The organism is Nocardioides scoriae (genome assembly GCF_900104965.1).
Taxonomy (GTDB): Bacteria; Actinomycetota; Actinomycetes; order Propionibacteriales; family Nocardioidaceae; genus Marmoricola; species Marmoricola scoriae.
In genome coordinates, this window is record NZ_LT629757.1 from 203,509 (window position 1) to 223,309 (window position 19,801).

Genomic DNA, 19,801 nt, shown 5'->3' on the forward strand with positions numbered 1-19,801 from the left:
CTCCATTGTCCTCCGCCTCAGGCCGGCTTCGAGACGATCGCAGCGGTTCGGGGGGTGATGTCCAGCACGCGCCAGGGGATCACGTTGCGGATCACCGTGTCGCCGATCACGCGGTCGGGCTTGGCCATCCCGAAGGGGTGGATGTGGCCGTGCAGGTGCCAGGTCGGCTCGAGCTTGGCGATGAGGGGGTGCAGCGCCTCGATCCCGACGTGGGGGCGGTCCTCCTCGTCGCCGACCCCGAACGGCGGGGCGTGGGTGAGCAGCACGTCGACCGGACCGCCGCGCCGCGCCTTGCGGGCCAGCCGCGCCGCGCGGGTGGCGAACTGGCGCTGGGTGTACTGGTGGGGGCCGGGCCGGTAGCGCACGCACCCGCCGAGTCCGGCGATCCGCAGCCCGGCCACCTCCACGACCTGCTGGTCGCCGTGGATGACGCCGAGCGGACGCGGACCGTCGGAGAACATCCCGCCCTCGGTCCACAGGCCGCTGCGGCTCTCGCGGGCCGAGCGGACCTCGGGGTCGTGGTTGCCCGGCACGAAGACCATCGGGCAGTTGACGGTGGAGACCACCCACTCGAGGTAGTCCCAGGGCAGGTCGCCGGCGGACAGCACGAGGTCGGGCGCGATCTCCCGCAGGGTGCGTTCCTGCAGGTTGGACGCGATCTCGTCGGCGATCACCAGGGTGTGGACCATCCCCTCGACTTTACCGGCGTGGCGTGGATCACGCACCTCGTCGCGCTTTGGGACGCTGGCGCGATGACCCCCACGAGCACCGGCGTCGACGTACGGCTGGAGGGCGCGGCGCTGTGGCTGACGCTGCAGCGGCCCGAGCAGTACAACGCGCTCACCGGCGAGATGGTGGCGGCGCTGACCGCCGAGCTGCGGGGCGCCCAGGCCCGCGAGGAGGTGCGGGTCGTGGTGCTCACCGGCGCCGGCCGGGCCTTCTGCGCCGGGGCCGACCTGGGCGGGCAGGACGCCCATGACAACTACGACGGCGGCTCCGTCGACGGCGCCAACGCCCTGGTCCGGGCGGTGCTCGAGCTCGACACCCCGGTGGTGTGCGGGCTCAACGGCGTCGCGGCCGGTGTCGGCGTCCCCCTCGCGCTGGCCTGCGACCTGGTCGTCGCCACCGCGTCGGCCTCGCTCACCCTGGCCTTCACCGGCATCGGCCTGATGCCCGACGGCGGGGCCTCCGCCCTGGTCGTCGCCGCCGTCGGCCGGGCGCGGGCGATGCGGCTCGCGCTGCTCTCGGAGCGCGTGGGTGCGGAGGAGGCTCACGCCGCCGGGCTGGTCTCCCACGTCGCAGCCGACGCCGACCACGCGGGCGTGCTCGCCGAACTCGTGGCCCGCCTCGCCGCCGGTCCGCCGCTGGCGCAGGCCGCCACCAAGCGCGCCGTCAACGCCGCCGCCCTCGACGGCCTCGAGGCCGCCTTCGCCCGGGAGCGTGCGGGCCAGGCGGTGCTGCTGCGCACGGCCGACGCCGCCGAGGGCATGCGGGCCTTCGCCGAGCGCCGGCCCCCGGTGTTCCGCGGGGAGTAGCCCGCCGAGGCTCGTCCGGGGCCCTTCGACGCTCGTTCCCTGAGGAGGTCGCTCCAGCGACCGTCTCGAAGGGTCGTGGCGGGATCGGGCCCTTCGAGACAGGACTTCGTCCTTCCTCAGGGACCGGTGGTCGGGGTCGGATCGGGCCCTTCGAGACAGGACTTCGTCCTTCCTCAGGGACCGGTGGTCGGGGTCGGATCGGGCCCTTCGAGACAGGACTTCGTCCTTCCTCAGGGACCGACACGTGGTCGTTCCCCGAGGAGGTCGCCCTGGCGACCGTCTCGAGGGGTCAGGCGAGCTGGACGCCGGCCTCGCGCATCTCGGCGAGCGCGGCCTCGGTGGAGGCGGGGGCGACGCCGGCGCACAGGTCGCCGAGCAGGCGCGTGGAGAAGCCCGCGCGGACGGCGTCGAGGGCGGTGGCGCGGACGCAGTGGTCGGTGGCGATGCCGCACACGTCGACGTGGTCCACGCCGCGCTCGCGGAGCCAGTCGGCCAGGGCGGAGCCGTCGGAGGCGGTGCCCTCGAACCCGGAGTACGCCGCCTGGTGCTCGCCCTTGAGGAAGATCGCGTCGAAGGGCCGGTTGACCAGGTCGGGGTGGAACTCCTCGCCCGTCGTGCCGACCTCGCAGTGCCGGGGCCAGGTGTCGACGTAGTCGGGGTCGCTCGACCAGTGGGCGCCCGGGTCGACGTGGTGGTCGCGGGTGGCCACGACCGCGTCGTACGACGTCGCCCCGCCGAGCAGCTCGGAGATCTTGGCCGCGACGGCGGCGCCACCGGTGACCGGCAGCGAGCCCCCCTCGCAGAAGTCGTTCTGGACGTCGACGACGATCAGCGCCTGGCTCATGGGGCCCGAGGCTATCGCTCGTGGACGGTCTCGATCACGGGGTCGCCCTTGGAGAGCTGGCGGGCGACCAGCGGCAGCTCGCCGCGCGAGCGCAGGTGGCGCTGCCGGGCGGCCTTGAGCGGCTCGCGCCCGACGACCTCGCCGTCCTTGACCAGCGGGGTGAGCAGCACCCGGTCGTCGCCGTCGTTGACGGCGGGCTGGCCGATGCCGACCACCTCGGCCTCGGCGACGCCCCGCGGGGAGAGCCGTCGCAGGGCGTACTTGCGGCCGCCGATGGAGATCTTGTCGGTGCTCTTCTTCGCGACGCCGACGAGCCGGCCGTGGTCGTCCTCGCGGGCGACCAGCTTGTAGACGAAGCCGCAGGTGGGGTGGCCGCTGCCGACCACGAGCTCGGTGCCGACGCCGTAGCCGTCGACCGGCGCCGACGAGAGCCCGGCGATGGCGAACTCGTCGAGGTCGGAGGTGACGATGATGCGGGTGTCGTGGGCGCCGAGGTCGTCGAGCTGGGCGCGGACCCGGTGGGCCAGCACGCCGAGGTCGCCCGAGTCGATGCGCACCGCCCCGAGCTCGGCGCCGGCGACCTCGACCCCGAGCCGGACCGCCTCCTCGATGTCGTAGGTGTCGACGAGCAGCGTCGTGGAGCGCCCCAGCGAGTCGACCTGCGCGCGGAACGCGTCGGCCTCGCTGTCGTGCAGCAGCGTGAAGGAGTGGGCGCTGGTGCCGGTGGTGGGCACGTCGTAGCGCAGCCGCGCCATCAGGTTGGAGCTCGCCGTGAACCCCGCGACGTACGCCGCCCGCGCGCTCGCCACCGCCGCCCACTCGTGGGTGCGCCGCGAGCCCATCTCGATGCAGGGCCGGTCGCCGGCCGCCCAGGTCATCCGCGAGGCGGCCGAGGCGATGGCCGAGTCGTGGTTGTAGATCGAGAGCAGCACCGTCTCGAGCACGACCGCCTCGGCGAAGGTCGACTCGACGACCATGAGGGGGGAGTAGGGGAAGTAGACCTCGCCCTCGGCGTACCCCCAGATGTTGCCGTGGAAGCGGTAGTCGGCCAGCCACGCCAGGGTGCGGTCGTCGACGATGCGCTCCTCGGAGAGCATCTGCAGCTCGGCCTCGCCGAAGCGGAAGTCCTCGATGGCGTCCAGCGCCCGCCCGACGCCCGCGACCACGCCGTAGCGGCGTCCGGCCGGCAGCCGCCGGGGGAAGAGCTCGAAGAACGAGCGGCGGTCGGCCGCCCCGGAGGCAAGCGCGGCCTGCAGCATCGTGAGCTCGTAGTGGTCGGTGAGCAGCGCGGTGGTCACCGGGTCACCCTAGGGCGGGGCCGACGGGCCCGTGCACAATGAGGTCGTGCCCACCTCTCCCGTCGAGCTCGACGAACCCGTCGTCGACGAGGTCACCGGGCTGCAGACGCCGTGGGTGACGATCGTGTGGAACGACCCGGTCAACCTGATGTCTTACGTCACCTTCGTGTTCCAGCGGCACTTCGGCTACTCGAGGAAGAAGGCCGAGAAGCTGATGATGGAAGTGCACGAGGACGGCCGCTCCGTGGTGTCCACCGGCACCCGCGAGGAGATGGAGCGCGACGTGCAGGCGATGCACGAGTTCGGCCTGTGGGCCACGATGCAGCGCTCGGACGCCCCGTGAGCGGCTTCAAGCGGGTGCGCCGCAGCGGCCTCGCCGTGGCCACCTTCACCGCCTTCGAGGCCGACCTGCTGCGCTCGCTGGCCGGTCAGCTGATCGAGCTGCTGCGCAACGAGGAGGCGACCCAGCCCACCGGCGACCCCCTCGAGCAGCTGCTCGACTTCTCCGGGCCCACCACCGAGCCCGAGGACCCCGTGCTGGCGCGGCTGTTCCCCACGGCGTACCTCGAGGACGAGGAGGCGGCCTCGGACTTCCGGCGCTTCACCGAGGCCACGCTGCGCGACGGCAAGGCCTCGGCCGCCGCGGCCGTCATCGACGCCCTCGAGGAGGCCGGCCTCGGCACCGAGCCCGAGGACGGCGTGTTCATCGACGTCGAGCTCGACGACGCGGCCGCCATGACGTGGATGCGCTCGTTCACCGACATGCGCCTCGCGATCGCCACCCGGCTCGGCATCGAGGACGGTGACGAGGAGCACTGGCACGACCTGCCCGAGGAGGACCCGCGGTCCCAGGTGCACGCGATCTACGAGTGGCTGGGGTTCCTCCAGGAGACCCTGGTCCGGTCCGCAGCCTGATCTCGCCTACCCTTTCCCCGTGCTGACCCTCACCACGGCCGTGCGCGACCAGCTGGTCGCGCACGCGAAGCGTGACCACCCCGACGAGGCCTGCGGCATCGTCGCCGGCCCCGAGGGCAGCGACCGCGCCGAGCGCGTGGTCGAGATGGTCAACGCGGCGAGCTCCCCGACGTTCTACGAGTTCGACTCCCAGGAGCTGCTCGCGCTCTACAAGGACCTGTGGGACCGCGACGAGGAGCCGGTCGTGGTCTACCACTCGCACACCGCCACCGAGGCCTACCCCAGCCGCACCGACATCGGGCTCGCGAGCGAGCCCGGTGCGCACTACGTGCTCGTCAGCACACGCGAGCACGGGAATAGCGACGGGCCTGTGGAGTTCAGGTCATACCGCATCATCGACGGCGAGGTGGCCGAGGAAGAGGTCACCTTCGTGAAGGAGTACTCATGACCATCGAGGTCCGCATCCCGACCATCCTGCGCACCTACACCGGCGGTGAGAAGGCCGTCCAGGGCGCCGGCGCCACGCTGGCCGACCTGATCGCCGACCTGGAGAGCAACCACCCCGGTCTCAAGGACCGCCTCGTGGAGCAGAAGGACGGCCAGGACGACCTGCGCCGCTTCGTCAACCTCTACGTCAACGACGAGGACGTCCGCTTCACCGGTGGGCTCGGCACCGAGCTCTCCGACGGCGACCAGGTCGTCGTGCTCCCCGCCGTCGCCGGCGGATGACCCGCTTCGACAACCTCCTCGACTCGGTCGGCGGCACCCCGCTGATCGGGTTGCCGCGGCTCTCGCCGTCGCCCGACGTACGCCTGTGGGCGAAGCTGGAGGACCGCAACCCGACCGGGTCCATCAAGGACCGGCCGGCGCTGCGGATGATCGAGCAGGCCGAGCAGGACGGCCTGCTGCGGCCCGGCTGCACCATCCTCGAGCCGACCTCGGGCAACACCGGCATCTCCCTGGCCATGGCGGCCAAGCTCAAGGGCTACCGCCTGGTGTGCGTGATGCCGGAGAACACCAGCGAGGAGCGGCGGCTGCTGCTGCGGATGTGGGGCGCCGAGATCGTGTCCTCGCCCGCCGCGGGCGGCTCCAACGAGGCCGTGCGGGTGGCCAAGCGGGTCGCGGAGGAGCACCCCGACTGGGTGATGCTCTACCAGTACGGCAACCACGCCAACGCGCTCTCCCACGAGGAGGGCACCGGCCCCGAGATCCTGGCCGACCTGCCCGAGGTCACCCACTTCATCGGCGGTCTCGGCACCACCGGCACCCTGATGGGCGTCAGCCGCTACTTCCGGGCCCACAAGCCCGACGTGCGGATCGTCGCGGCCGAGCCGCGCTACGGCGAGCTGGTCTACGGCCTGCGCAACCTCGACGAGGGCTTCGTCCCGGAGCTCTACGACGCCTCGCTCATCGACACCCGCTTCTCGGTCGGGCCCCGCGACGCGGTGCGCCGGGTGCGCGAGCTGCTCGAGGCCGAGGGCATCTTCGCCGGCATCTCGACCGGCGCCATCCTGCACGCCGCGCTCGGCCAGGCGGCCAAGGCCGTCAAGGCGGGGGAGCGGGCCGACATCGCCTTCATCGTGTGCGACGGCGGCTGGAAGTACCTCTCGACCGGCGCCTACGAGGGCACGATCGACGAGGCCGAGGACCGGCTCGAAGGGCAGCTCTGGGCGTGAGCGCGTTCGCCGCCGTGATGACGGTCGCCGGCGCGGGCTGCGCGGTGGCCACGGTCTGGATCGTGGTGCTGCTGGTGCGCGACCGCACCCCCGACCGGTGGCTGCTCAACCTGCTGGCGGCCGTCGAGGTGCTGCTGCTCCTGCTCCTGGTGCTCGGCGTGGTCCGGGCGCTGGGCGACGGTGCGCCCGACGCGCTGCCCGTCGTGGAGTACGTCGGCTACCTGGTCGGCACCGTCCTGCTGCTGCCCGCCGGGGTGGTGTGGTCGGTCGGCGAGCGGACCCGCGGCGGCACCGCCGTCCTGCTGGTCGCGGTGCTGCTGGTGCCGTTCATGTTCCTGCGGCTCAGCGACATCTGGACGCTGGCGGGGATGAGGGCCGGTGGCTGAGCCGACCCGCCGCTCCGGCGCGCTGACCCGCGGCTTCGGCCGGGTGCTGGTGTTCGTCTACGGCGTGTTCGCCTTCGCCGCCACCGGCCGGTCGGTGCTGCAGCTGTCGACGGAGTTCTCCCAGGCCCCGGTGCCCTACCTGCTCAGCGCGCTGGCGGCGCTCGTCTACTGCGTGGCGACCTTCGCGCTCGCCACCGGCCGGCGCCGCCTGGGCCTGGCGACCGTCGGCATCGAGCTCGTCGGCGTGCTCGCCGTGGGGCTGACCAGCCTCGTGCTGCCCCAGGACTACCCGGACCAGACGGTGTGGTCGGACTTCGGTGCGGGCTACGGCTTCGTGCCGCTCGTGCTGCCGGTCGCCGGCCTGTGGTGGCTGACACGTCGTGACCTGGCTCGCCAAACGCCCCGCTGAGCCACGTGGCCGGTTAGCCTCGCCCCTGTGAGTGACGCGCCGATCGGGATCTTCGACTCGGGCTTCGGGGGGCTCACGGTCGCCCGTGCCGTGATGGACCAGCTGCCCCACGAGCTGGTCGTCTACCTCGGCGACACCGCGCGCCAGCCCTACGGCCCCAAGCCGATCGGCGAGGTCCGCGAGTACGCCCTCGAGTGCCTCGACCACCTCGTCGAGCAGGGCGTCAAGACCCTCGTCATCGCCTGCAACTCCGCCAGCGCCGCGGTGCTGCGCGACGCCCGCGAGCGCTACGACGTCCCCGTGGTCGAGGTGATCCTGCCCGCCGCGCGGCGCGCCGTGGCCGCCTCCCGCAGCGGTCGCGTCGGCGTCATCTGCACCCGCGCCACCGCCGAGTCGATGGCCTACGACGACGCCTTCGCCGCGGTGCCGCAGGTGACCCTGTCCACGCGGGTCTGCCCGCGCTTCGTCGAGCTGGTCGAGCAGGGCGTCACCAGCGGACCCGAGCTGCTGGCCGCGGCCCACGACTACCTCGACCCGCTGCTGGCCGACGACGTCGACACCCTCATCCTCGGCTGCACCCACTACCCGCTGCTGACCGGCGTCATCTCGCTGGTCATGGGCGACGGCGTCACGCTGGTGAGCAGCGCCGAGGAGTGCGCCAAGGACGTCTACCGCACGCTGGTCCAGCACGGCCTCGAGCGTCGGGTCCAGGACCAGTCGGGCGACCGGCCCGTCCACCGCTTCCTCACCACCGGGCAGCCCGAGGAGTTCGCCACCATCGGCCGTCGCTTCCTCGGCCCCGAGCTCCAGCAGGCGACGCAGTACGCCGGCGGCGCCTGGGTGATGGCCGGATGAGGCTCACCGTCGTCGGCTGCTCGGGCTCCTACCCCGGCCCCGAGTCCTCGGCCAGCTGCTACCTCGTCGAGGCCGAGCACGGCGGCCGCACCTGGCGGATCCTGCTCGACCTCGGCAACGGCGCCCTGGGCCAGCTGCAGCGCTACGTCGACGCCGCGACCATCGACGGGGTCTTCCTCTCCCACCTGCACGCCGACCACTGCCTCGACCTGTGCGGCTACTACGTGATGCGCAAGTACCACCCCGACGGCGCGATGCCGCGGATCCCGGTGTGGGGTCCGACCGACACCGCGGGGCGGATGGCGCGCGCCTACGACCTCGAGGAGGAGCCGGGCATGACCGAGGAGTTCGACTTCGTGCCCTACGGCACCACCGCGATCCAGGTCGGTCCCTTCACCGTGACCGCCCGCCGGGTGGTGCACCCGGTGACGGCGTACGGCCTGCGGATCGAGGCCGACGGCCGGGTGCTGGCCTACTCGGGAGACACCGGCGTGTGCCACGGGCTCGACGACACCGCCCGCGAGGCCGACGTGTTCCTCTGCGAGGCGTCCTTCATGGAGGGCGCCCCCAACCCGCCGGACCTCCACCTCACGGGCGCCGAGGCCGGCCGCACGGCCGCCGGCGCCGGCTCCCGCAAGCTGGTGCTGACGCACGTCCCGCCGTGGCACGACCGGGAGCAGGTCCTCCGCGAGGCCCAGGGGGAGTACGCCGGCCCGGCCGAGCTCGCCGTGCCGGGCGCGACGTACGACGTCTGAGCCTCAGCGCCGACGCAGGTGCTCCGCCCCGATGCGGCGCAGCCGGTCGTGCGTCCCGTCGTACGCCGTGGCGGCGCCGAGCAGCGCCTTGGGCAGCTTGCTGACCATCGTGTAGCTGGTGTCCACGACGTTGCCCACCGGCGCCAGGCCGGCCTGGCTGACCAGCTGGAGGGCGTCGAGGTCGTCGAGCCCGAGCAGGGAGCCGGTCCACCCGACGAGGTCGAGCTGGCTCATCCGGTAGGCGTCCTCCAGCGGCCGCGTCGAGCCCGTGGTCATGAGGAAGTCGTCGCTCTCCAGGCGGGGCGACGACGGGGCGCCGCCCTTGACCAGGTCGACCACGACCACGGTGTCCATGGCTGCCTCGACGGCGGTCCCGCAGACCTCGCCCTCGCCCTGGCGGGCGTGGCCGTCGCCGATCGAGAGCATCCCGCCGGGCACGTTGACCGGGAAGTACGCCGTGACGCCGGCCCGCAGCTCGGGGGTGTCCATGTTGCCGCCGTGCGCGGCGGGCGTGATGCTCATCAGGACCTCGCCGGCCGCCGGGGCGACCCCCACGGTCCCGTGCATCGGGTCCAGCGGCAGCTCGACCGAGAAGTCGGAGCGGCGGGCGGTGAAGCGGCAGGTGCCGGCGGCGACGTCGAGCTCGTAGACCCACACCCGCTCCTCGAGGGCGGGGTGCAGCATGGCGGTCTCGTGGGTGGTGGTGAGCGCCCCGAAGTGCGGGAAGGTCGTCGAGACCGCCCAGTCCCGGCGCGGCACGATCTCCACGAAGTGCACGGCCAGGGTGTCGCCCACCTCGGCGCCCTCGACGGCGATCGGGCCGCTGACGGGGTTGAGGTAGGGGAACGTGCAGACCTGGCTGGGCAGGTCGTCGTGGCCGCGCACCAGGCCCCCGAAGCAGTCCTCGGTGGTGACCTCGACGATCGTGCCGGGCGCGACGGTGAGCAGCGGCTCGCGGCCCCCGAAGGCGAAGGAGTACTGCTCCGGGGTCGGGGCCAGGCGACGGACCTCGGTCATCGGGTCGCCCCCTGGTCCGCACCGGCCGTGTCGTCGAGCACGAGCTCGGGGCGACGGCCGGTCGCGAGCAGGAAGACCAGGAGCGCGACGCCGATGGCCAGCCACACGAAGCCGAGGGTCTGGGCGGCGACGTCAGCGTTGACGACGACGAAGGCCAGGATCACGAAGCCGAGCACGGGGGAGACCAGGTGCTTGAACCACTCGCGGCTGCCGTGGCGCACGACGTGGTGCCAGACCACGGAGACGTGGAGCACGAGGAAGGCGCTGAGGGCGCCGAAGTTGACCAGCGTGCTGAGCAGCGTGATGCCGTCGTCGCGCGAGGCCATGTAGAGGCCGAGGACGAGGGAGACCACGGCGACGAGCAGGGTCGCGTTGACCGGGACGCCCTTGGTGGGGTGGACCTTGGCCAGGAACGACGGCAGCTGGCGGTCGCGGGCCATGGCGTAGAGCAGCCGCGACGTGGCGAGCTGGGCGACCAGCGCGTTGGCGAAGCCCCACGCGATGGCGGTGGCCAGCGCGGTCAGCTTGGCCAGCCACGGACCGGCCGCCACGGCGGCCGCGTCGTAGAAGGCGGTGCCGCCGGAGTCGCCGTCGCGGATCAGCGCCTGCGGGTCGGGCACGAGCAGCGCGGCGATCCAGGTCTGCACGACGAACAGGGTGCCGGCGAGCAGCAGCGCGGCGATCATGGCGCGGCCGATCGCGTGCGCGGACTCCTTGTTCTCCTCCGCCAGCATCGAGATGCCGTCGAAGCCCAGGAAGGACAGCACCGCGATCGAGACCGCGCCGAGCACCAGCGAGACCGAGAAGGTGTCGGCGTTGTAGAGCGGGGTGAGGTCGAAGCCGCGGCCTCGGCCCATGGCCAGCGCGACGACGCCGATGACGACGAAGATCGCCAGCACCACGAGCTCGCCCACCAGCATCACCTTGTTGACCTTGGCGGTCATCTCGATGCCCGTGTAGTTCACGACCGTGTTGAGCAGCACGAAGGCGACCAGCCACAGCCAGACCGGGATGCTGCCGAGCAGCGAGTGCATCGCGATCGAGGCGATCAGGTAGAGCAGGCCGGGGATCAGCACGTAGTCGAGCAGGATCATCCAGCCCGACAGGAACCCGACCGGGGCGGCGATGCCGCGGCCGGCGTAGGTGTAGACCGAGCCCGCCATCGGGAAGGCCCGCGACATCTCGGCGTACGACAGGGCGGTGAACATCATCGCCACCATGCCGATGGCGTAGGCCAGCGCCACCATCCCGCCCGAGCCCTGGAAGACGCCGCCGAAGATGCCGAAGGGGGCGATCGGGACCATGAAGACCAGGCCGTAGACCAGCAGGTCGGTGAAGCTGAGCGAGCGGTGCAGCTCCTGGGTGTAGCCGTAGCGCTCCACGTCGTGGGGCGAGAGGTCGGGTTCGCGCATGGGGGTCCTCGTCGGGGTCCGGGCCGCCGGTGCGGCCACGGGGGAGCCTAGGACCAACTACTTCCAGATGGAAGGATCTCGTGTCCGACCCGTGGGCGCGCCGGCGACGACCTCGAACCCGAAGGCCTCGGCCCGGGCCAGGTGCATCCCGCGGCGGCTGCGCACGGCGCCGACCTCGGGGGCCGAGCGCGACAGGGGCGTCCGGTCGGTCGCGACCAGGGCGTCCAGCGCGTCGCGGGAGGCCAGCGAGGCGACGAGGTGGATGCCGTCGTGGACGCCCTCGGCGTACGAGTCGAGGACGGGTGCCTGCGGGCCGAGCAGGGCCGCGTGGCGGGCGGCGAGGTCGAGGTGGGCGTCGTCGGTCAGCGAGGTGAACGACGACATCGCGGCGTACAGGGTGCCGGTGCGGTCGCCGTCGGAGGCCATCAGGCCGTTCTCCTCCAGCGCGCCCGAGAGCCGCACCAGGCGGCGGTCGAGCCCCGCCGCGCGGGCGGCGGCGTTGAAGGCGGCCAGGTCGCGTCCGACGAGGCTGAGCAGCACGGCGTCGGCCCGCGAGGTGGCCAGGTCGTCGAGGAGCCGGTCGAGACGCTCGTCGACACCGCCCAGCGGCACCCGGGCCTCGAGCACCACCGCGGCGCCCTGCTCGGCCACCAGCCGACGGGCGTGGCGGTGCACCGACCGGGGCCAGATGTAGTCGCTGCCGACCAGCGCCCAGCGCCGCAGCAGGTGGGTCCGCGTCAGCCAGGCGATCGGTCCGCGCAGCTGCCGGGCGGGGTCCGGCCCCAGGCAGACCACCCCGGCGCGGCGCCGGCCGCCCTCGTGCGGCGGCGTGAAGACGTACGGCGTGCGGCCGCCGACGACCGTCTCGATGGCACGGTGCACGTCGCTGGTGTGGAAGCCGACGAGCGCGTCGACCGCCCCGACCGCGGTCAGCGCCGCCACCTCCGCGGCGACCTCCGCGGGCCGCCGACCACCGTCGACGAGCACCAGGTCCAGGGCCCGCCCCCGCACCCGGTCGCCCGTGTTGACCTCGTGGGCCGCCAGCAGCGCGGCGTCCAGGGCGGAGGGCCCGGTGAGGCCCAGCGGGCCCGACTGCGGGATCACCAGGCCGACGCGGAGCCGACCGGCGGGGCGCGGGACCAGCCGCGCCTCCAGCGGGTCGGTGAGCGCCACCTCGATCTCCACGGGGTGAGTATGCTCCGCGTCACCGGGAGGACGAGGGGGTGCCGGGCGATGGGGACGACGGCCGTGACGACCACCACCGTGCCCGCGCCCGACCGCACGAGCCACGCCGACGCGCTGCCCCCGTCGCTGGTCGACCGGCTCAGCGCGCTCCAGCGCCGGGCGGCCCGCGGGGCCGCCGAGGCCCTGGCCGCCGACGGCTGCACGCTCGACCAGTGGCGGCTGCTGCGGGCGCTGGGGGACGGCGAGGGCCACACCATGGGCGAGCTGTCCGAGGTCCTCGCGCTGCCCGCGGCGACGCTCACCCGGGTCACCGACGCCCTGGCCGACGCCGCGCTGGTCTACCGGCGGCAGGCGGGGGAGGACCGCCGGCGGGTGCGGGTGCACCTCGCCCGCGTCGGTCGCCGCCGCCTCGAGGTGCTCGAGGCCGTGGTCGCGGCCCACGAGCAGGCGCTGCTCGCGGATCCGCGGTGGCGGGCCGACCTCGACGAGCTCCACGGCCTGTCGCGGCCCCCCGGGAGCCGCGCCCAGGGCACTTGACCTTCACGTCCGCGCCGCTCCGGCTTGGCATGATGGCGCGCGTGATCACCCTCGAGAACGTGACGAGGCGCTACGGGAGCTTCACGGCGGTCGACCGGGTCTCCTTCACCGCCAAGCCCGGTCTGGTGACCGGGTTCCTCGGACCCAACGGCGCCGGCAAGTCCACCAGCATGCGCATCATGGTCGGCCTGACCTCGGCCGACGAGGGCCGGGCGCTGATCGGCGGCCACGCGTATGCCGACATCCCCAACCCCTCGCGCCACGTCGGCGTCCTGCTCGACGCCTCCGCCCAGCACGCCGGCCGCACCGGCCGCGAGATCCTGCGGCTCTCGGCCGACACGATGGGCGTGGGCAAGGAGCGGGTCGAGGCGATGCTGGCCCTGGTCGGCCTGGACGGGGTCGAGGCCAAGCGCCGGGTCCGCAACTACTCCCTCGGCATGCGGCAGCGGCTCGGCATCGCCAACGCGCTGCTGGGGGACCCCTCGGTCCTCGTCCTCGACGAGCCCGTCAACGGGCTCGACCCCGCCGGCATCCACTGGATGCGCGGGCTGCTGCGCAGCTTCGCCGCCGGCGGCGGCACCGTGCTGCTCTCCTCGCACCTGCTCCACGAGGTGGAGATGATCGCCGACGAGATGGTGCTCATCGGCCGCGGCCGGATCGTGGCCCAGGGCAGCAAGGCCGAGCTGCTGCAGACCAAGGGCACCTACGTGAAGCCGCTCGAGACCGGTGCCCTGGCGCAGGCCCTGGCGGCCGCGGGGATCGCGGCGCTGCCCTCGGGCGACGGTGCCTTCCGTGCCGAGGCCGACCCCGTCGACGTCGGCCGCGCCGCGGCGGCCGCCGGCGTGGTGCTGGTCGAGCTGCGGCCCGCCGAGGGCGCCGGCCTGGAGGAGATGTTCCTCCAGCTGACCGCCGACGACGCCCGCGAGCCGCTCCAGACGTCCGCACCGCAGGCCCCCACCGCGACCCCGGGAGCGCCTCGATGAGCCAGACCCTCGACCTGTCCCGCACCATCCGGACGCCGTTCAGCCGGCTGGTCAAGGTGGAGCTGCGCAAGAGCTACGACACGCGGGCCGGCTTCTGGCTGCTCGCGGTGACCGCCGGCCTGACCATCGTGGTGATGGTGCTGGCCATGGTCACCTTCGCGGTGCAGGACCTGCCGCTCGACTTCGGCGTGCTGATGGCCACCACGACGTACACCACCGGGCTGCTGCTGCCCGTGCTCGGCATCATGCTCGTCACGGGGGAGTGGGGGCAGCGGACCGCGATGGTCACCTTCGCGCTCGAGCCCGCCCGCAGCCGCGTGGTGCTGGCCAAGCTGGTGGCCGGGCTCGTGCTGGCCCTGGTGGTGGCCGTGATCGCGGTCGTGACCGCCGTGCTCAGCAACCTGGTCTTCGGCGTGCTGTCGGGCAGCGACATCTCGTGGGACCTCGGCGACACCTCGCTGCAGGGCTTCGTGGTGCTCCAGGGCGTCTCGATGGTCACCGGCTTCGCGATCGCCGCGCTGCTGCTCAACACGGCCGCCGCGATCGTCGTCTACTTCGCCTACTCCTTCGTGGTCCCGATCCTGTTCGCCGTGGCCGCCGGGCTGATCGGCTGGTTCGAGGACCTGCGGCCCTGGATCGACTTCGCCAACGCCCAGGCGCCGCTGTTCGACTGGAGCATCTCGGGCGTCGAGTGGGCCCACCTCCTGGTCTCGGGGCTGCTGTGGCTGGGCCTCCCGCTCGGTCTCGGGCTGGTGCGGATCCTGCGCGCCGAGGTGAAGTAGCCCGCCCCGTAGGCTCGCCCGCATGACGACCCGAGCAGACGGGCGCGCCGACGACGAGCTGCGCCCCATCACCCTCACCCGCCACTGGCAGGACCACCCGGCCGGCTCCGTGCTCGTCGAGTTCGGCCGCACCCGGGTGCTGTGCGCCGCCTCGGCCTCCGAGGGCGTGCCCCGCTGGCGCAAGGGCTCCGGGCTGGGCTGGGTCACCGCGGAGTACGCCATGCTCCCGTCGGCCACCAACACCCGCTCGGACCGCGAGTCGGTCAAGGGCAAGATCGGTGGCCGCACCCACGAGATCTCGCGGCTGGTCGGCCGCTCGCTGCGCGCGGTCATCGACTACCAGGCCCTCGGCGAGAACACCATCGTGCTCGACTGCGACGTCCTCCAGGCCGACGGCGGCACCCGCACCGCCGCGATCACCGGGGCCTACGTCGCCCTCGCCGACGCCGTGGCGCACCTGCGCGGCCAGGGCGCCCTGAGCGGCGACCCGCTCACCGGCTCGGTGGCCGCCGTCTCGGTCGGCATCATCGACGGCGTCCCGCGCCTCGACCTGCCCTACGAGGAGGACGTGCGCGCCGAGACCGACATGAACGTCGTCATCGACGGCACCGGCAGGTTCATCGAGGTCCAGGGCACGGCCGAGGGCGCCCCCTTCGACCGCCGCGAGCTCGACGCGCTGCTCGACCTCGCGGTCTCGGGCTGCGCCGACCTGACCCGGATCCAGGCCGAGGCCCTCCAGGGGTGAGCGCCGGGAGCCCGGGCGGCACGCAGGTCTTCCTGGCCTCGCGCAACGCCAAGAAGCTGGCCGAGATGCGACGCATCCTCGAGGCGCACCTGCCCGGTGTCGAGGTGCTCGGGCTCGACGACGTGGTGGCCTACGACGAGCCGGTCGAGGACGAGCCCACCTTCGAGGGCAACGCCCTGCTCAAGGCGCGGGCCGGGCTGCGGGCCACCGGCCTGCCCTCCCTGGCCGACGACAGCGGCCTGTGCGTCGACGCCCTCAACGGCATGCCGGGGGTGCTCTCGGCCCGCTGGTCGGGCCAGCCGCGCAGCGACGAGCGCAACAACGCGCTGCTGCTCGACCAGCTGGCCGACGTCCCCGACCCGCGCCGGGCGGGACAGTTCCGCTGTGCCGTGGCGTACGCCGCCCCCGACGGCACCGAGCTCGTCGTCGAGGGCCGGATGCCGGGCCGCGTCGTCCGCGAGACCCGCGGGTCCGGGGGCTTCGGCTACGACGTGCTGTTCGTGCCCGACGACCAGGCGGCCGGGGCGGACCTCACGGCCGCGGAGATGACGCCCGACGACAAGGACGCCGTCTCCCACCGGGGCCGCGCCCTGCGCGAGATCGCACCGCAGGTGGCGGCCGCCCTGCGGGGCTGACGAGACGACAGGTCGCGCGGCCTGGGTGTCGGAGGGGGGACTCGAACCCCCACGCCCTGAGGCACGGCATCCTAAGTGCCGCGTGTCTACCGGTTCCACCACTCCGACGGGTGGATGGAGTCTAGGAGGGCGGGGCGTCGGTGCATCCCGCAGGCAGCACCTGGAAGACGTGCTCGGGCCCGAGTCTGCGGTGCTGGCCTCCGCCCTGGTGACGGACGAAGTGCGTGGTGTCGAGGTCGAACGCCCGGATGGTGCGACTCACGTGGGCGTGCGTGCCGCCGGCCTGAAGCAGCCCCAGGAACCGCAGCACGTCGGCGACCGACGTCGAGTGGCGGACGGCCTCCTCGAGGAGCTCCCGGGTGTACTTGCGATGGGCGGCCACAGCAGGACCGTACGGTCGCCCGCCGACAGCTCAGGCGGTGGCCAGACCCAGGTCCTTGCGGAGCTTGGCGACGTGGCCGGTGGCCTTGACGTTGTACTGCGCGACCTCGACGCGGCCCTCCTCGTCGACCACGACGGTGGAGCGGATGACGCCCTGGACGACCTTGCCGTAGAGCTTCTTCTCGCCGAACGCGCCGTACGCCGACATCACCGCGCGGTCCTCGTCGGAGGCCAGCGTGATGGTGAGGCCGTCGCGCTCGCGGAACTTCGCCAGCTTGGCGGGCTTGTCCGGCGAGATGCCGACGACCTCGTAGCCCGCGCCGCGCAGGGAGTCGAGCGAGTCGGTGAAGTCGCAGGCCTGCGTGGAGCAGCCCGGGGTCATCGCCGCCGGGTAGAAGTAGACGATCACCTTGCGGCCGCGCAGCGAGGAGAGGCTGACCTGGTCGCCGGTGTCGGTCGGCAGCGTGAAGTCGGGGGCCTCGTCCCCGGGGGAGAGGCGGGCGGCGGGGGTGGGGGTCGGCTCGCTCATCGGGGGGTCCTGTCCTGTCCGGTCGGAGAGTTGTTGCGAACGTTTTGCAATAACGTAGTGTGCGTCGCATGCACGTTCCCGACGGGTTCCTCGACGCACCGACGTCCATCGCCACCGGGGTGGTCGCAGCGGGTGGGCTCGCCCTGGCGCTGCGCGGTGCCCGGCGGGAGCTCGACGACCGTACCGCCCCCATGGCCGGCCTCGTCGCCACCTTCGTCTTCGCCGGCCAGATGATGAACTTCCCCGTCGCGGCGGGCACCAGCGGCCACCTGCTGGGCGGGGCGCTCGCCGCCGTGCTCGTCGGCCCGTGGACCGCGACCCTGTGCCTGTCGACCGTGCTCATCGTCCAGGCGCTGTTCATGGCCGACGGAGGCATCACGGCCATCGGCACCAACATCGACCTGATGGCGATCGTGGGTGTCTGGGTGGGCTGGGGGGCCTTCGTGCTCGCCCGACGGGTGCTGCCCCGGCGGCTCGGCTCCGTCGCGCCGGCGGCCGCCTTCGGTGCCCTGGTCAGCGTGCCGTGCGCCGCCCTGGTGTTCGCGCTGCTCTTCGAGGTCGGCGGCACCGCACCCATCGCCTTCGAGCGGGTGCTGACCGCGATGCTCGCCTGGCACGTCGTCATCGGCGTCGGCGAGGCCGTCATCACCGCGCTGGTCGTGGGGGCCGTGGTCGCGGTCCGGCCCGACCTGGTCCACGGCGCCCGGCGCGTCCTCGGCGAGCGCGCCCTCGAGATCCGCGAGCCCGTCGTCCCCCAGCAGACGATCCGCCGGCAGGAGACCGCATGAGCCGCACCCGCTTCCTGCTCGCCTTCCTCGTGGTCAGCCTGCTGATCGCCGGGGTCGGCAGCTTCTACGCCAGCTCCCACCCCGACGGCCTCAACTTCGTCGCCGAGAAGACCGGCTTCATCGACCGGGAGCAGGCCTCGCCGACCGCCGAGGGGCCGTTCGCGGGCTACCAGACCAAGGGCGTCGACGACGACCGCCTCAGCGGCGGCATCGCCGGGGTCGCGGGCGCCGGGATCACGCTGCTGCTCGCCGGAGGCCTGTTCTGGCTGCTCCGACGCCGCGACGAGCCCGCGGGGTCGACCGACGACGAGCGCCGCCCCACCCGCGCGGGGGCCTGACCCGGTGGGGGCCGGCCACGGCCACCGCCTGCACGTCCACGGCCACAGCGTCGTCCACCGCGCGCCGGCGCACGTGAAGCTGCTGGTGCTGCTCGGCTTCGTCCTCGTGGTGGTGGCCACCCCCCGCCAGTGGTTCCCGGTGTTCGGGGTCCACCTGGTGGTGCTGCTCGCCGTGGTCGCGCTCAGCCGGGTGCCGCCGCTGTTCCTGGCCAAGCGGATGCTGGTGGAGACGCCGTTCGTGCTGTTCGCGGTGCTGGTGCCGTTCATCGCCGAGGGGGAGCGGGTCGAGGTGCTCGGCCTCTCGCTCTCGGGGCCCGGCCTGCTGGCGGCCTGGGGGCTGCTGGTCAAGGGGTCGCTGGGCGTGCTCGCCTCGCTGACCCTGGCGGCCACCACCGAGCCGCAGGACGTCCTGGTGGGGCTGCGGCGGCTGCGGATGCCCGACCAGATCGTGCAGATCATGGGCTTCATGCTGCGCTACCTCGACGTGGTGACGGCCGAGCTCGGCCGGATGACCGTCGCGATGCGCTCGCGCGGCCTCGACCCGCGCTCGCCGCGCCACTGGCCGCTGCTGGGGCGCACGCTCGGCGCGCTGTTCATCCGCTCCTACGAGCGCGGCGAGCGGGTGCACCTCGCCATGCTCGCCCGGGGGTACGACGGCCGCATGCCCGACCTCGACGACCACCGGCGGGAGGCCCACGCGTGAGCGTCCCGGTCCTCGACGTGCGCGGTCTCGCCCACGCCTATCCCGACGGCCACCAGGCCCTGTTCGGCGTCGACCTGCACGTCCACCGCGGCGAGCGGGTCGCCCTGCTGGGCCCCAACGGGGCTGGCAAGACCACGCTGGTGCTCCACCTCAACGGCATCCTCACCGCCGGCGCGGGCTCGGTGCACGTGTCGGGGATGCCGGTCGAGAAGGCCCACCTGCAGGAGGTCCGCCGTCGGGTCGGCATCGTGTTCCAGGACCCGGACGACCAGCTGTTCATGCCCACGGTCCGCCAGGACGTCGCCTTCGGACCGGCCAACCTGGGCGTGCGCGGCAGCGAGCTCCAGGACCGCGTCGAGGCCGCCCTGGCGCAGGTCGGCATGGCCGAGCACGCCGACCGGCCGCCCCACCACCTCTCCTTCGGCCAGCGCCGTCGGGTGGCGGTCGCGACCGTGCTGGTGATGCAGCCCGAGATCCTGGTGCTGGACGAGCCGTCGTCCAACCTCGACCCGGCCTCGCGCCGCGAGCTGGCCGACCTGCTCCGGGCGCTGGACGTCACGATCCTCATGGTCACGCACGACCTGCCCTACGCCCTGGAGCTGTGCCCGCGGTCGGTCGTGCTGCACGACGGCCAGGTGGTGGCCGACGGGGCGACGTACGACCTGATGACGGACGCGGAGCTGATGCGCCGCCACCGGCTGGAGCTGCCGTTCGGCTTCGACCCGGCCAGCCTGCCGCGCCCCGGGGCCGTTGGTAACCTTCCTGCCTGACCGCCCGCCGGGACCTCCCGGCCGGGCACGCGACGTGTGATCCGACAGGAGCCAGCCACTGTGAACGACCAGGTGTCGTCCCTCGAGCGCGAGATCGAGCAGACTCGCGACCGCCTCGCCGCGACCATCGACCAGCTCGTCTACCGGGCCAGCCCCAAGACGATCGTCAAGCGCGAGGTCGCCTCGGTGAAGGCCTACTTCGTGGACCCGAGCGGTGCGCCCCGCCAGGACAACATCATCAAGGTCGTCGGCGGGGTGGCCGGCGTCGTCGCGCTCTTCGTCCTCGTCCGTCGCGTGGTCCGCGACTGAGCTCGCGCACCGGC

28 protein-coding genes and 1 tRNA gene are annotated in these 19,801 nt (G+C 73.2%); 20 read left to right on the forward strand and 9 right to left on the reverse strand.

What is annotated here, in order from left to right; all coding sequences use genetic code 11:
- Nucleotides 1–17: 17 nt before the first annotated feature.
- Nucleotides 18–689, reverse strand: coding sequence for a metallophosphoesterase family protein (locus BLU55_RS00940; protein ID WP_091725184.1), 672 nt, complete (start codon nucleotides 687–689; stop codon nucleotides 18–20).
- A gap of 63 nt (nucleotides 690–752) precedes the next feature.
- On the opposite strand from BLU55_RS00940, the gene BLU55_RS00945 reads away from it, so the two are divergent.
- Nucleotides 753–1,535, forward strand: coding sequence for an enoyl-CoA hydratase-related protein (locus BLU55_RS00945; RefSeq protein WP_091725186.1), 783 nt, complete (start codon nucleotides 753–755; stop codon nucleotides 1,533–1,535).
- Nucleotides 1,536–1,824: 289 nt separating this feature from the next.
- Here the strand turns inward: BLU55_RS00945 and BLU55_RS00950 are convergent, their stop codons facing one another.
- Complete coding sequence (locus BLU55_RS00950; protein ID WP_091725187.1) at nucleotides 1,825–2,379, reverse strand: nicotinamidase; 555 nt, start codon at nucleotides 2,377–2,379, stop codon at nucleotides 1,825–1,827.
- An 11-nt stretch (nucleotides 2,380–2,390) separates the two neighbouring features.
- Nucleotides 2,391–3,677 carry a nicotinate phosphoribosyltransferase gene (locus BLU55_RS00955; protein ID WP_197681052.1) on the reverse strand — a complete coding sequence of 429 codons (1,287 nt, stop codon included), beginning with the start codon at nucleotides 3,675–3,677 and terminating at the stop codon, nucleotides 2,391–2,393.
- A gap of 46 nt (nucleotides 3,678–3,723) precedes the next feature.
- On the opposite strand from BLU55_RS00955, the gene clpS reads away from it, so the two are divergent.
- Genes clpS through BLU55_RS01000 form a run of 9 tightly spaced genes read left to right on the forward strand, consistent with a single transcriptional unit; the run spans nucleotide 3,724 to nucleotide 8,673 of the window.
- Entirely contained in the window at nucleotides 3,724–4,020 is a 297-nt protein-coding gene (clpS, locus tag BLU55_RS00960; protein WP_091725189.1) for an ATP-dependent Clp protease adapter ClpS, read from the forward strand.
- On the forward strand, nucleotides 4,017–4,592 hold the full coding sequence (locus BLU55_RS00965) for a DUF2017 domain-containing protein (protein WP_091725190.1): 576 nt from the start codon (nucleotides 4,017–4,019) through the stop codon (nucleotides 4,590–4,592). The genes clpS and BLU55_RS00965 overlap by 4 nt, the downstream gene beginning before the upstream one ends.
- 19 nt (nucleotides 4,593–4,611) lie before the next feature.
- Nucleotides 4,612–5,040, forward strand: coding sequence for a Mov34/MPN/PAD-1 family protein (locus tag BLU55_RS00970; protein ID WP_091725192.1), 429 nt, complete (start codon nucleotides 4,612–4,614; stop codon nucleotides 5,038–5,040).
- Nucleotides 5,037–5,321 (forward strand): MoaD/ThiS family protein, encoded by a 285-nt coding sequence (locus BLU55_RS00975; RefSeq protein WP_091725194.1) that lies wholly within the window; start codon nucleotides 5,037–5,039, stop codon nucleotides 5,319–5,321. The genes BLU55_RS00970 and BLU55_RS00975 overlap by 4 nt, the downstream gene beginning before the upstream one ends.
- A complete protein-coding gene (locus tag BLU55_RS00980) occupies nucleotides 5,318–6,268 on the forward strand; it encodes a PLP-dependent cysteine synthase family protein (RefSeq protein WP_091725195.1) in 951 nt (316 codons plus the stop codon). The genes BLU55_RS00975 and BLU55_RS00980 overlap by 4 nt, the downstream gene beginning before the upstream one ends.
- On the forward strand, nucleotides 6,265–6,654 hold the full coding sequence (locus BLU55_RS00985; RefSeq protein WP_091725197.1) for a hypothetical protein: 390 nt from the start codon (nucleotides 6,265–6,267) through the stop codon (nucleotides 6,652–6,654). Before BLU55_RS00980 ends, BLU55_RS00985 begins: the two co-directional genes overlap by 4 nt.
- The gene (locus tag BLU55_RS00990; RefSeq protein WP_091725199.1) at nucleotides 6,647–7,063 is read left to right on the forward strand and encodes a hypothetical protein; all 417 of its coding nucleotides are present in this window, start codon (nucleotides 6,647–6,649) and stop codon (nucleotides 7,061–7,063) included. The genes BLU55_RS00985 and BLU55_RS00990 overlap by 8 nt, the downstream gene beginning before the upstream one ends.
- 27 nt (nucleotides 7,064–7,090) lie before the next feature.
- On the forward strand, nucleotides 7,091–7,918 hold the full coding sequence (murI, locus tag BLU55_RS00995) for a glutamate racemase (RefSeq protein WP_091725201.1): 828 nt from the start codon (nucleotides 7,091–7,093) through the stop codon (nucleotides 7,916–7,918).
- Nucleotides 7,915–8,673, forward strand: coding sequence for an MBL fold metallo-hydrolase (locus BLU55_RS01000; RefSeq protein ID WP_091725203.1), 759 nt, complete (start codon nucleotides 7,915–7,917; stop codon nucleotides 8,671–8,673). The genes murI and BLU55_RS01000 overlap by 4 nt, the downstream gene beginning before the upstream one ends.
- 3 nt (nucleotides 8,674–8,676) lie before the next feature.
- On the opposite strand, the gene BLU55_RS01005 is transcribed toward BLU55_RS01000, so the two are convergent.
- From BLU55_RS01005 to BLU55_RS01015, 3 genes are read right to left on the reverse strand one after another with little or no spacing between them, the layout of a single operon-like run.
- A complete protein-coding gene (locus BLU55_RS01005; RefSeq protein ID WP_091725205.1) occupies nucleotides 8,677–9,690 on the reverse strand; it encodes an acetamidase/formamidase family protein in 1,014 nt (337 codons plus the stop codon).
- Nucleotides 9,687–11,102 carry an APC family permease gene (locus tag BLU55_RS01010; RefSeq protein WP_091725207.1) on the reverse strand — a complete coding sequence of 472 codons (1,416 nt, stop codon included), beginning with the start codon at nucleotides 11,100–11,102 and terminating at the stop codon, nucleotides 9,687–9,689. Before BLU55_RS01010 ends, BLU55_RS01005 begins: the two co-directional genes overlap by 4 nt.
- A 57-nt stretch (nucleotides 11,103–11,159) precedes the next feature.
- A complete protein-coding gene (locus BLU55_RS01015; RefSeq protein WP_091725209.1) occupies nucleotides 11,160–12,287 on the reverse strand; it encodes an ABC transporter substrate-binding protein in 1,128 nt (375 codons plus the stop codon).
- 63 nt (nucleotides 12,288–12,350) lie between these two features.
- Here BLU55_RS01015 and BLU55_RS01020 point away from each other — a divergent pair, with 63 nt between their 5' ends.
- The 5 genes from BLU55_RS01020 to rdgB are packed head-to-tail and all read left to right on the forward strand — an operon-like array spanning nucleotide 12,351 to nucleotide 15,969.
- Nucleotides 12,351–12,824, forward strand: coding sequence for a MarR family transcriptional regulator (locus BLU55_RS01020; protein ID WP_197681053.1), 474 nt, complete (start codon nucleotides 12,351–12,353; stop codon nucleotides 12,822–12,824).
- Nucleotides 12,825–12,865: 41 nt separating this feature from the next.
- Complete coding sequence (locus BLU55_RS01025; RefSeq protein WP_197681054.1) at nucleotides 12,866–13,807, forward strand: ABC transporter ATP-binding protein; 942 nt, start codon at nucleotides 12,866–12,868, stop codon at nucleotides 13,805–13,807.
- A complete protein-coding gene (locus BLU55_RS01030) occupies nucleotides 13,804–14,589 on the forward strand; it encodes an ABC transporter permease (RefSeq protein ID WP_091725213.1) in 786 nt (261 codons plus the stop codon). The genes BLU55_RS01025 and BLU55_RS01030 overlap by 4 nt, the downstream gene beginning before the upstream one ends.
- A gap of 22 nt (nucleotides 14,590–14,611) precedes the next feature.
- Nucleotides 14,612–15,334: a ribonuclease PH gene (rph, locus tag BLU55_RS01035; RefSeq protein WP_091725214.1), complete on the forward strand. Its 723-nt coding sequence runs from the start codon at nucleotides 14,612–14,614 to the stop codon at nucleotides 15,332–15,334.
- Entirely contained in the window at nucleotides 15,331–15,969 is a 639-nt protein-coding gene (rdgB, locus tag BLU55_RS01040; RefSeq protein ID WP_269457932.1) for an RdgB/HAM1 family non-canonical purine NTP pyrophosphatase, read from the forward strand. The genes rph and rdgB overlap by 4 nt, the downstream gene beginning before the upstream one ends.
- A 26-nt stretch (nucleotides 15,970–15,995) precedes the next feature.
- On the opposite strand, the gene BLU55_RS01045 is transcribed toward rdgB, so the two are convergent.
- The 3 genes from BLU55_RS01045 to bcp form a co-directional block, all read right to left on the reverse strand.
- A tRNA-Leu gene (locus tag BLU55_RS01045) sits at nucleotides 15,996–16,077 on the reverse strand.
- A gap of 13 nt (nucleotides 16,078–16,090) precedes the next feature.
- Nucleotides 16,091–16,351 (reverse strand): hypothetical protein, encoded by a 261-nt coding sequence (locus tag BLU55_RS19685; RefSeq protein ID WP_197681055.1) that lies wholly within the window; start codon nucleotides 16,349–16,351, stop codon nucleotides 16,091–16,093.
- 30 nt (nucleotides 16,352–16,381) lie between these two features.
- The gene (gene bcp / locus BLU55_RS01055; RefSeq protein WP_091725215.1) at nucleotides 16,382–16,879 is read right to left on the reverse strand and encodes a thioredoxin-dependent thiol peroxidase; all 498 of its coding nucleotides are present in this window, start codon (nucleotides 16,877–16,879) and stop codon (nucleotides 16,382–16,384) included.
- Between the two features lie 68 nt (nucleotides 16,880–16,947).
- On the opposite strand from bcp, the gene BLU55_RS01060 reads away from it, so the two are divergent.
- The 5 genes from BLU55_RS01060 to BLU55_RS01075 are packed head-to-tail and all read left to right on the forward strand — an operon-like array spanning nucleotide 16,948 to nucleotide 19,787.
- Nucleotides 16,948–17,667: an energy-coupling factor ABC transporter permease gene (locus tag BLU55_RS01060; protein WP_172833839.1), complete on the forward strand. Its 720-nt coding sequence runs from the start codon at nucleotides 16,948–16,950 to the stop codon at nucleotides 17,665–17,667.
- Nucleotides 17,664–18,005 carry a PDGLE domain-containing protein gene (locus BLU55_RS19585; RefSeq protein WP_172833840.1) on the forward strand — a complete coding sequence of 114 codons (342 nt, stop codon included), beginning with the start codon at nucleotides 17,664–17,666 and terminating at the stop codon, nucleotides 18,003–18,005. The genes BLU55_RS01060 and BLU55_RS19585 overlap by 4 nt, the downstream gene beginning before the upstream one ends.
- Before the next feature lie 4 nt (nucleotides 18,006–18,009).
- The gene (gene cbiQ, locus BLU55_RS01065) at nucleotides 18,010–18,708 is read left to right on the forward strand and encodes a cobalt ECF transporter T component CbiQ (protein ID WP_091725217.1); all 699 of its coding nucleotides are present in this window, start codon (nucleotides 18,010–18,012) and stop codon (nucleotides 18,706–18,708) included.
- Nucleotides 18,705–19,478: an energy-coupling factor ABC transporter ATP-binding protein gene (locus BLU55_RS01070; protein ID WP_091725218.1), complete on the forward strand. Its 774-nt coding sequence runs from the start codon at nucleotides 18,705–18,707 to the stop codon at nucleotides 19,476–19,478. Before cbiQ ends, BLU55_RS01070 begins: the two co-directional genes overlap by 4 nt.
- Nucleotides 19,479–19,538: 60 nt before the next feature.
- The gene (locus BLU55_RS01075; RefSeq protein ID WP_231916991.1) at nucleotides 19,539–19,787 is read left to right on the forward strand and encodes a DUF3618 domain-containing protein; all 249 of its coding nucleotides are present in this window, start codon (nucleotides 19,539–19,541) and stop codon (nucleotides 19,785–19,787) included.
- Nucleotides 19,788–19,801 lie beyond the last annotated feature (14 nt).